Here is a 10,442-nt window from a genome sequence, read left to right as displayed (position 1 = left end):
CTAAACCACACAAACCCCAGACACCACGCACCCCATCGCCAAGTCCGACCGAAATCACCCTCGACGAAAAATCGAGGCTAGCCGGTATGCGCGGACGGCAGGGGTTACCGGCCGAACCCCGGGCGACGGCGCTTGAGGTACCGCTCGAACTCCGCTGCCAGCGCGTCGCCGTCGATGCTTCCCAGCGCATCGTTGACGTCGATGGCCGCGTCGCCGTGCTGTTCCAGCGAGTGCACGTACTCGCTCAATTCCTCGTCGTCGGCGGCCATCTCGGTGATCTCGCGTTCCCATGCCTCGGCCTGTGCCGGCAGGTCGCCAAGCGGCACTTCGATGTCGAGCACGTCCTCGACCCGGCGCAGCAGCGCCACCGTCGCCTTGGGGTTGGGCGGGTGCGATACATAGTGCGGCACCGCCGCCCAGAACGTCACCGCGGGGATGCCGGCCGCGACGCAGGCGTACTGGAACACCCCGGCGATGCCCGTCGGCCCTTCGTAGCGGGTTTCCTGAAGACCGAACATCCGCGCCGAGTCGGGGGAGTAGGCCGCTCCGGTGACCGGCACCGGGCGGGTGTGCGGGGTGTCGGCCAGCAGCGCCCCGAGGATCACCACCGTGTCCACGTTGAGCTTGTCGATGATGGCCAGCAGCTCGTCGCAGAAGGTGCGCCAGCGCATGTTCGGCTCGACGCCGTTCATCAGGACCACGTCGCGGTCGCTGCCGGGCGGGCGGCAGTGTGAGATCCGCATGGCCGGCCATTCCAGTTCCCGGGTGACCCCGTCGACCTGACGGATGACCGGACGATTCACCTGGTAGTCGTAGTACGCCTCGTCGTCGATCTCCACGATCGGCAGCGCGTCCCAGGTCGACGTCAGATGCGCCACCGCATCGCTGGCCGCGTCGCCCGCATCGTTCCACCCTTCAAACGCCGCCACCACGACGGTGTTGTGCAGTTCGGGCAGCAGGTCGCCGCCGTTGGGCACACCGTCCGGCCCAGGGTCCGGCCCAAAATCCGGCAAATTCACAGTTTCAGCCTACGGCGTCGGAGGGCTGACACCGGTAAACGCGCAGGTCATTCCCACGGTTGCCCGCGCGTCGCGTGCGCCGCGGCGGTCCAGATTACCCGTGTCTTACCCGTGCCCCAGCGCAAAAACCGCCCTCTACCTGCGAATAGGCCGGGAAGCGGTCATTGAATTTTGATAGCACGACTATCCTTAACTTGTGACCGTTCCCATTTTCGGATCCGACAAAGTCGTCGCGATCAACGAAATACGTTCGGCCGCAATTTGGTTAGCACCAATAACTACGACATCGACAAGACCCGTGGAGCGGCGCGCCGGGGCAGCGCGACCGTAAAGCGGGTCAGGTCGAACTGGGCGTCCAGACGTCGGGTACTGACGTAGACTCTTCTGGCCGAGAGGCGTTGCAACGGACATCTCTCTGGGGGACCTGGGTCCCCCCGCGGGTTTCCGCCACGCTCGGCAAGAGTCAAGGACGCCTTCCGCTATGGAAGGAACGTACGTGAACGCCGCCAAGTCAGATTTCGCGCCGAACATCCGCCCCGACTGCACCGACGAACTAACTGCAGCTCTGCGCCAGCGGATCATCGTGATCGACGGCGCGATGGGCACAGCGATCCAGCGGGACCGGCCGGACGAGGCCGGCTACCGCGGCGACCGGTTCACGGAGTGGCCGACCGCTCTCCAGGGCAACAACGACCTGCTCAACCTGACGCAGCCGCAGATCATCGAGGGGATCCACCGCGAGTACCTCGAGGCGGGCGCCGACATCCTGGAGACCAACACCTTCAACGCGAACGCGATCTCGCTCTCCGACTACGACATGGCGGACTTCAGTTACGAGCTGAACTACGCCGGCGCCGCCCTGGCCCGCAAGGCCGCCGACGAGTACAGCACCCCGGAGAAACCCCGTTATGTCGCCGGCGCGATCGGCCCGACGACGCGAACCGCGTCGATCTCGCCGGACGTCAACGACCCCGGAGCCCGCAACGTCTCCTACGACCAATTGGTCGCCGCCTACCTCGAAGCCGCCAACGGCCTGGTCGACGGTGGTGCCGACCTCCTCATCATCGAGACGATCTTCGACTCCCTGAACGCCAAGGCGGCGGTGTTCGCCGTCGAGACGCTGTTCGAGGAGCGTGGCCGACGCTGGCCGGTGATCATCTCGGGCACCATCACCGACGCCTCGGGGCGGACCTTGTCCGGCCAGGTCACCGAGGCATTCTGGAACTCGATCAGGCACGCGAATCCGATCGCGGTCGGCCTCAACTGCGCCCTGGGCGCGCCGGAGATGAGGCCCTACATCGCCGAGATGTCCCGGATCGCGGACACGTTCGTTTCCTGCTACCCAAACGCGGGCCTGCCCAACGCCTTCGGCGAGTACGACGAGTCCCCGGAGCGTCAGGCCGGCTACATCGCCGACTTCGCCGACGCCGGCCTGGTCAACCTCGTGGGTGGCTGCTGCGGAACTGCGCCGCCGCACATCGCGGCGATCGCCAAGGTCGTCGAGGGCAAACCCCCGCGCGAGGTGCCGAAGATCCCGGTGGCCACCCGGCTGTCCGGTCTCGAGCCGCTCAACATCACCGAGGACTCCCTCTTCGTGAACATCGGTGAGCGCACCAACATCACCGGTTCGGCCCGGTTCCGCAACCTGATCAAGGCGGGGGACTACGACACCGCGCTCTCGGTCGCCCTGCAGCAGGTCGAGGTCGGTGCGCAGGTGATCGACATCAACATGGACGAGGGCATGATCGACGGCGTCGCCGCGATGGACCGGTTCACCAAGCTGATCGCGGCCGAGCCGGACATCAGCCGCGTCCCGGTGATGATCGACTCCTCCAAGTGGGAGGTCATCGAGGCCGGGCTGAAGAACGTGCAGGGCAAGCCGATCGTCAACTCGATCTCCATGAAGGAGGGCGAGGAGAAGTTCATCCGCGAGGCCAGGCTGTGCCGCAAATACGGCGCCGCCGTCGTCGTGATGGCCTTCGACGAACAGGGCCAGGCCGACAACCTGGAGCGGCGCAAGGAGATCTGCGGGCGCGCCTACCGGATCCTGACCGAAGAGGTCGGCTTCCCGGCCGAGGACATCATCTTCGACCCGAACTGTTTTGCGCTGGCCACCGGCATCGAAGAGCACGCGACGTACGGCATCGACTTCATCGAGGCCTGCGCCTGGATCAAGGAGAACCTGCCCGGGGTGCACATCTCCGGCGGCATCTCCAACGTGTCGTTCTCCTTCCGGGGCAACAACCCCGTTCGCGAGGCGATCCACGCGGTGTTCCTGTTCCACGCCATCAAGGCCGGCTTGGACATGGGCATCGTCAACGCCGGCGCGCTGGTGCCTTACGACTCGATCGACCCCGAGCTGCGGGACCGGATCGAGGACGTCGTCCTGAACCGCCGCCCGGATGCCGCCGAGCGACTGCTGGAGATCGCCGAACGGTTCAACAGCAAGGGAAAGTCCGAAGACCCTGCGGCGGCCGAGTGGCGTTCCCTCCCGGTACGCGAGCGGATCACGCACGCGCTGGTCAAGGGCATCGACGCACATGTCGACGAGGACACCGAGGAACTGCGAGCCGAGATCGCGGCCGCCGGCGGTCGCCCGATCGAGGTGATCGAAGGCCCGCTGATGGACGGCATGAACGTCGTCGGCGACCTGTTCGGCTCGGGCAAGATGTTCCTGCCCCAGGTGGTGAAGTCGGCCCGAGTGATGAAGAAGGCCGTCGCCTACCTGCTGCCGTTCATCGAGGCCGAGAAGGCAGAGACCGGCGCCGCTGCGGGGAAGGACACCAACGGCACCATCATCATGGCGACCGTGAAGGGCGACGTCCACGACATCGGCAAGAACATCGTCGGGGTCGTGCTGCAGTGCAACAACTTCGAAGTGATCGACCTCGGTGTGATGGTGCCGGCCGAGAAGATCCTGGCCGCCGCGGAGGAGCACGACGCCGACATCATCGGGCTGTCCGGCCTGATCACCCCGTCGCTGGACGAGATGGTCAACTTCGCCGTCGAGATGGAACGCCGGGGGCTGGAGATCCCGTTGCTGATCGGTGGTGCCACCACCTCGCGCGCACACACGGCCGTGAAGGTGGCGCCGCGTCGCAGCGGTCCGGTGGTCTGGGTCAAGGACGCGTCCCGCTCGGTGCCGGTCGCGGCCGCGCTCCTCGACGACAAGCAGCGTCCCGCGCTGTTGGAGGCGACCGAGAAGGACTACGCATCGCTGCGCGAACGGCATGCTCAGAAGAACGAGCGGCCGATGTTGACGTTGGAGAAGGCCCGCGCGAACCGGACGCCGATCGACTGGGACAGCTACACGCCGCCGGTGCCGGCTATCGGTGTGGGGGTGCGGGACTTCCAGGACTACGACCTCGCCGAGTTGCGCGAGTACATCGACTGGCAGCCGTTCTTCAACGCCTGGGAGATGAAGGGCAGGTTCCCCGACATCCTCAACAACCCGGCCACGGGGGAGGCCGCCCGCAAGTTGTACGACGACGCCCAGGAGATGCTCGACACCCTGATCAAGGAGAAGTGGCTGACCGCCAACGGGGTGATCGGGTTTTTCCCCGCCAATGCCGTGGGTGACGACATCGAGGTGTACACCGACGACACCCGCACCGAGGTGCTGACGACGTTGCACAACCTGCGTCAGCAGGGCGAGCACCGGGAGGGCATCCCGAACCGGTCGCTGGGCGACTTCATCGCACCCAAGCACACCGGTCTGGCCGACTACGTCGGAGCGTTCGCCGTCACCGCCGGGCTCGGCAGCCAGGAGAAGATCGCGGAGTTCAAGGCGGCCCTCGACGACTACAGCGCCATTCTGCTGGAATCGCTCGCCGACCGGCTGGCCGAGGCGTTCGCCGAACGGATGCACGAACGGGTCCGCAAGGAGTTCTGGGGTTACCAGCCCGAAGAGCACCTGGACAACGAGGCGCTCATCGGTGAGAAGTACGTCGGAATCCGTCCGGCCCCCGGCTACCCGGCCTGCCCGGAGCACACCGAGAAGGTCACGCTGTGGAAGTTGATGGACGTTAAGGAGCGCACCGGCATCGAGCTGACCGAGTCGATGGCGATGTGGCCCGGTGCCGCCGTCAGCGGCTGGTATTTCTCGCATCCGCAGTCGCAGTACTTCGTGGTCGGTCGGCTGGCCCAGGACCAGGTCGCGGACTACGCGCGGCGTAAGGGGTGGACGCTGCAGGAGGCCGAGCGCTGGCTCAGCTCCAACCTGGGCTACAACCCCGAGGACTGACTCTTTTTTTAGCCGCGAGCGTGCGTGTCTGGACGCCGACACGCCGTCGGAAGCGTACAAACGCGCACCCTCGCGGCCAGGCATCCCAGTAACCAAAGTGACTTCGCTGGAGGGCACGTGAAACAATCGCTGGCCGTGAAGACCTTCGAGGATCTGTTCGCCGAACTCGGCGAGCGTGCCCGCACCCGGCCCGCTGGCAGCGGCACCGTCGCCGCGCTCGACGCCGGGGTCCACACGCTGGGCAAGAAGATTCTGGAGGAGGCCGGCGAGGTGTGGCTGGCGGCGGAACACGAACCCGACGAAGCCCTGGCCGAGGAGATCAGCCAGCTCCTCTACTGGACGCAGGTGCTGATGATTTCCCGTGGCCTGACCCTCGAAGACGTGTATCGGAAACTGTGAATATGCTGCGAATTGCGGTGCCCAACAAGGGGGCGCTGAGCGAGCCGGCCACCGAGATCCTGTCCGAAGCCGGCTACCGCCGGCGCACCGATCCCAAAGACCTGACCGTCATCGATCCCGCCAACAACGTCGAATTCTTCTTCCTGCGACCCAAGGACATCGCCATCTATGTCGGTTCCGGCGATCTCGACTTCGGGATCACCGGACGTGATCTGGCGCTGGACTCCGACGCGCCGGTGCAGGAACGTCTGGCGCTGGGCTTCGGCTCGTCGAAGTTCCGCTACGCGGCTCCGGCGGGACGCGACTGGACCGTGGCCGACCTGGCCGGTAAGCGGATCGCCACGGCGTACCCGAATCTGGTTCGGAAAGACTTGGCCGCCAAGGGGATTGATGCGACCGTCATCAGGCTTGACGGGGCGGTGGAGATCTCGGTGCAACTCGGGGTTGCCGACGCCATCGCCGACGTGGTGGGGTCGGGCCGCACGCTGAGCCTGCACAATTTGGTGGCTTTCGGTGAGCCACTGTGTGATTCGGAGGCAGTGCTCATCGAGCGGGCCCACGCCGACAGCCAAACCAGCCGTGCGCGTGAGCAATTGATTGCTCGGGTGCAGGGCGTGGTGTTCGGCCAGCAGTACCTGATGCTCGACTACGACTGCCCGCGCACCGCGCTGGACCGGGCCACGTCGATCACCCCGGGACTGGAGTCCCCGACCATCGCCCCACTGGCCGACCCGGACTGGGTGGCGGTGCGGGCCCTGGTGCCGCGCCGGGACATCAACAGCCTCATGGACGAACTCGCCGTCATCGGCGCCAAGGCGATCCTGGCTTCGGACATAAGGTTCTGCCGCTTCTGAGCGCTTCTGAACAGGTGATTTGGCCGTCACTGTGTTAGCGTCGCCAATCATCCTGTTCGGCGCCAGGAGGCCCCAGTGACGCACGTACTCGTTTTGCTCCTTGCCCTCCTACTCGGCGTCGTCGCCGGGTTGCGCTCATTGACGGCCCCCACAGTCGTCGCCTGGGCGGCGTATCTCGGCTGGATCGGTTTGCACGGCACGTGGGCAGCCTGGGCCGCGAGCCTGGTGGCGGCGGTAATCTTCACCGTCCTTGCCGTCGGCGAACTGATCAACGACAAGCTGCCCAAGACGCCGCCGCGTACCGCGACACCCGTCTTCGCGGTCAGACTCATCATGGGCGGGTTGGCCGGTGCGATCCTAGGCACCGCATGGCATTACAAGTGGAGTTCGCTGGGTGCCGGTGTCATCGGTGCGGTGCTCGGTACCTTGGGTGGGTACCAGGCGCGAAAGACGTTGGTAGCCAAGAACGGTGGCAACGACCTGCCCATCGCACTGCTGGAGGACTCGGTAGCGGTGCTTGGCGGTTTCGGTATCGTCGCCGCGGCGGCCGCCATGGTTCCTGCCGCCCTGTGACGCAGCATTTCGACGCGATCGTCGTCGGCGCCGGCCAGGCCGGGCCACCACTGGCGGGTCGCCTGACGGCCGCCGGTCAGCGGGTCGCCGTCATCGAGCGCAAACACGTCGGCGGTACGTGCGTGAACACCGGCTGCATCCCCACCAAGACGCTGGTGGCCAGCGCCCATGCCGCCCACTTGGCCCGTCGTGGCGCGGAATACGGGGTGGGGACTGGCGACATCAGCGTGGACATGGCGAAGGTCAAGGCGCGCAAAGACGGCATCATGCTCAAGGACCGCACGGGTGTCGAGGGCTGGCTGGAAGGTATGGACGGCTGCACGCTCTACCGCGGGCACGCTCGCTTCGAAGACCCGCACACCCTGCGCGTCGGCGACGAAATCCTTCGTGGCGAACGGATTTTCCTCAATGTCGGCGGTCGTGCGGTGGTGCCGGACATTCCTGGACTTGACGACGTCGAATACCTCACCAACGTGTCGATCCTCGAGCTCGACACCTTGCCCGAGCATCTCGTCATCATCGGCGGTAGCTACATTGCGCTGGAGTTCGCCCAGATGTACCGGCGCTTCGGGGCCCAGGTCACCGTCGTGGAGCGCGGCCCACGACTGGCGTCGCGCGAAGACGAGGACACCTCCGCGACGATCAAAGAGATCTTGGAGGGCGAGGGGATCCACATCGTCACCGGTGCCGTCGACATCCGAGTCGCTCGACGGGACAGTGGTTTTGAACTGACGCCAAACGCCGGCGCGAATCCCGTCCAGGGCAGCCACCTGCTGTTGGCGGTGGGGCGTCGGCCCAACACCGACGACCTGAATCTGGAGGCGGCCGGTGTGCAGACTGATGACCGGGGATTCATCACGGTCGACGACCAACTCAAGACCAACGTCGACCACATCTGGGCCATGGGCGACTGCAACGGCAAGGGTGCCTTCACCCACACCTCGTACAACGACTTCGAGATCGTGGCCGCCAACCTGCTCGACGACGACCCGCGCCGGGTCAGCGACCGCGTCCCCACCTACGCGCTCTACATCGACCCGCCCCTGGGGCGCGCCGGGATGACCGTCGAGCAGGTGCGCGAGTCGGGCCGCAAGGCGCTGGTGGGCAAGCGGCCCATGACCCGGGTCGGCAGAGCCGTGGAAAAGGGTGAGACACAAGGCTTTATGAAGGTTGTCGTCGATGCCGACACCGAGGAGATCCTGGGAGCTGCGGTGTTCGGCGTGGGTGGCGACGAGGCCATTCACTGCATCCTGGACGTGATGTCGGCCAAGGCGCCCTACACCACGCTGTCCCGCACCATGCACATTCACCCTACGGTCAGTGAGCTGATTCCGACTGTGCTGCAGGAGCTTTCGCCGCTCGACTAGCTTCGCTCGATGGGCTCGCCGAGTGGGGGCCCTACGCACCCACTTTTTCAACTCGCGGGCCAAATGCCCCACAGTCGGCGACCCCGCTCGGCGTTCGCCGCTCGAATAGCTCGCCGAGTGTGTAGCCTACGCACCCAAATCGTCAACTCGCGGGCCAAATGCCCCACAGTCGGCGACCCCGCTCGGCGTTCGCCGCTCGAATAGCTCGCCGAGTGCGTGGGCTACGCACCCACTTTTTCAACTCGCGGGCCAAATGCCCCACAGTCGGCGAGCCCATTCGCCGGTACTCACCATCGGCGCCGAGCGCCGGTGGTAACAACACTTCACACCGGGCACGAAACCGCTTCGGCGCGGGCGAGATCCGGCCAGCCCGGGTAGGGCGGGGGTGTCCCGCCGAAGGCCGGGCAAAGCTGTTGGTGCGCGCACCAATCGCACAGCCGCGACGGGCTCGGGCGGAAATCGCCGGTGGCCCCGGCGGATTGGATGGCACGCCAGATGGCCATCAGCGTCTTCTCGAACCGCAGCAGCTCGTCACGATCCGGCGAGTAATCCAGCAGCTGGCCGTCGGCAAGGTAGATGAGCCGCAGCCGAGCCGGCAACACGCCGCGCGAGCGGAACAACGCCACCGCATAGAACTTCATCTGGAACATCGCTTTGAACTCGGCCAGGGCGCGAGCCTCGGGCGGCGCCTTACCGGTCTTGTAGTCGACCACCCGGAGTTCGCCGGTGGCCGCGACGTCGATGCGGTCGATGTAGCCGCGCAACAGGGTGCCGTCGGCCAGTTCCACCTCGACCCGCTGTTCGCAGCTCTGCGGGTCGAACCGCCTCGGGTCCTCGAGCCGGTAGTAGCCGGACAGCAGAGCACGCGCGTCGTCGAGCAGTTGAGCCTGCTCCTCGGGGTCGAAGCCGGCCGCCAACTCGGGCTCGGCCGCGATCACCTGCTCCCACGCGGAGGCCACCAGCGACATCGCGGTCTCCGGACCGCGCTGCACCGCGGGCAGGCCGTACAGCTGTTCGAGCGCCGCGTGCACCACCGAACCCCGCAGTTGTGCCGTCGAGGGTGCCTCGGGCAACCGGTCGATGGCGCGAAGCCGATACAGCAACGGGCACTGCTTGAAGTCCGCCGCCCGCGACGGCGACAGCGCCGGGCGGGACCCAAGTGTCCGCAGATCAGCCGGCTCAGGCACCACCAGCTGTTCGGTCATAGTCGCAGCCTAAGTCGCGACACCGACAACCCCGAGCACAAATCGCGGCGAGTCTGCTGGCACGCTAGACGGCGTGTCAGCAACCGGCCCGTTCACTGTGGGCGAGCGTGTCCAGCTCACCGATGCCAAGGGCCGCCGCTACACAATCACGCTCACCGCCGGCGCGGAATTCCACACCCATCGTGGCTCGATCGTCCACGATGCGATCATCGGCCAAGACGAGGGCAGCCTCGTCAAATCCGTCAACGGCGGGGTGTTCCTGGCGATGCGCCCGCTGCTGGTCGACTACATCATGTCGATGCCGCGCGGGCCGCAGGTCATCTATCCCAAGGACGCGGCGCAGATCCTGCACGAGGGCGACATCTTCCCCGGCGCGCGAGTACTCGAGGCGGGTGCCGGTTCGGGCGCACTGACCTGCTGGTTGCTGCGGGCGGTCGGTCCGCAGGGCACCGTCATCTCCTACGAACAGCGAGCCGACCACGCCGAGCACGCCAGCCGCAACGTCGCCAATTTCCACGGCACGGATGGCCAACTCCCGGACAACTGGCAGTTGATCATCGGCGACGTCGCCGACTCCGACCTGCCCGACGGCAGCATCGACCGGGCGGTGTTGGACATGCTGGCGCCGTGGGACGTCCTCGATTCGGTTGCCCGGCTGGTGATCGCCGGCGGTGTGTTGGTGGTCTACGTGGCCACGGTCACCCAGTTGTCGACGGTCGTGGAGGCCATGCGAGCGCAGCAATGCTGGACCGAACCGCGCTCGTGGGAGACGTTGCAGCGCG

8 protein-coding genes are annotated in these 10,442 nt (G+C 66.2%); 6 read left to right on the top strand and 2 right to left on the bottom strand.

Annotated features, from left to right (window positions below):
- Nucleotides 1-104: 104 nt before the first annotated feature.
- The gene (locus BST27_RS28630; protein WP_197518222.1) at nt 105-977 is read right to left on the bottom strand and encodes a PAC2 family protein; all 873 of its coding nucleotides are present in this window, start codon (nt 975-977) and stop codon (nt 105-107) included.
- Between the two features lie 523 nt (nt 978-1,500).
- On the opposite strand from BST27_RS28630, the gene metH reads away from it, so the two are divergent.
- The 5 genes from metH (at nt 1,501) to BST27_RS28605 (ending at nt 8,455) form a co-directional block, all read left to right on the top strand.
- Nucleotides 1,501-5,262, top strand: a complete 3,762-nt coding sequence (gene metH / locus BST27_RS28625; protein ID WP_069422467.1) for a methionine synthase — start codon at nt 1,501-1,503, stop codon at nt 5,260-5,262.
- Nucleotides 5,263-5,379: 117 nt separating this feature from the next.
- On the top strand, nt 5,380-5,661 hold the full coding sequence (locus BST27_RS28620) for a phosphoribosyl-ATP diphosphatase (protein WP_069422468.1): 282 nt from the start codon (nt 5,380-5,382) through the stop codon (nt 5,659-5,661).
- Nucleotides 5,662-5,663: 2 nt separating this feature from the next.
- Complete coding sequence (gene hisG, locus BST27_RS28615; protein ID WP_069422469.1) at nt 5,664-6,515, top strand: ATP phosphoribosyltransferase; 852 nt, start codon at nt 5,664-5,666, stop codon at nt 6,513-6,515.
- Nucleotides 6,516-6,590: 75 nt separating this feature from the next.
- Nucleotides 6,591-7,088 (top strand): glycine zipper 2TM domain-containing protein, encoded by a 498-nt coding sequence (locus tag BST27_RS28610; RefSeq protein WP_069422470.1) that lies wholly within the window; start codon nt 6,591-6,593, stop codon nt 7,086-7,088.
- The gene (locus tag BST27_RS28605; protein ID WP_069422471.1) at nt 7,085-8,455 is read left to right on the top strand and encodes an FAD-containing oxidoreductase; all 1,371 of its coding nucleotides are present in this window, start codon (nt 7,085-7,087) and stop codon (nt 8,453-8,455) included. The genes BST27_RS28610 and BST27_RS28605 overlap by 4 nt, the downstream gene beginning before the upstream one ends.
- Before the next feature lie 323 nt (nt 8,456-8,778).
- On the opposite strand, the gene BST27_RS28600 is transcribed toward BST27_RS28605, so the two are convergent.
- Nucleotides 8,779-9,660, bottom strand: coding sequence for a RecB family exonuclease (locus tag BST27_RS28600; RefSeq protein WP_069422472.1), 882 nt, complete (start codon nt 9,658-9,660; stop codon nt 8,779-8,781).
- Between the two features lie 73 nt (nt 9,661-9,733).
- On the opposite strand from BST27_RS28600, the gene BST27_RS28595 reads away from it, so the two are divergent.
- The coding region (locus BST27_RS28595) for a tRNA (adenine-N1)-methyltransferase (RefSeq protein ID WP_083148741.1) at nt 9,734-10,442 on the top strand (709 nt) is incomplete at its 3' end.

The organism is Mycobacterium intermedium, from assembly GCF_002086275.1.
Taxonomy (GTDB): domain Bacteria; phylum Actinomycetota; class Actinomycetes; order Mycobacteriales; family Mycobacteriaceae; genus Mycobacterium; species Mycobacterium intermedium.
The sequence above is the reverse complement of the archived record's forward strand: the minus strand, read 5'-3'. Positions and strand labels throughout refer to the sequence as shown.

Coding starts and splice junctions, on each gene's coding strand:
- metH (WP_069422467.1), top strand. CDS start 1,501: ATGGAAGGAACGTACGTGAACGCCGCCAAGTCAGATTTCGCGCCGAAC.
- hisG (WP_069422469.1), top strand. CDS start 5,664: ATGCTGCGAATTGCGGTGCCCAACAAGGGGGCGCTGAGCGAGCCGGCC.
- BST27_RS28600 (WP_069422472.1), bottom strand. CDS start 9,660: ATGACCGAACAGCTGGTGGTGCCTGAGCCGGCTGATCTGCGGACACTT.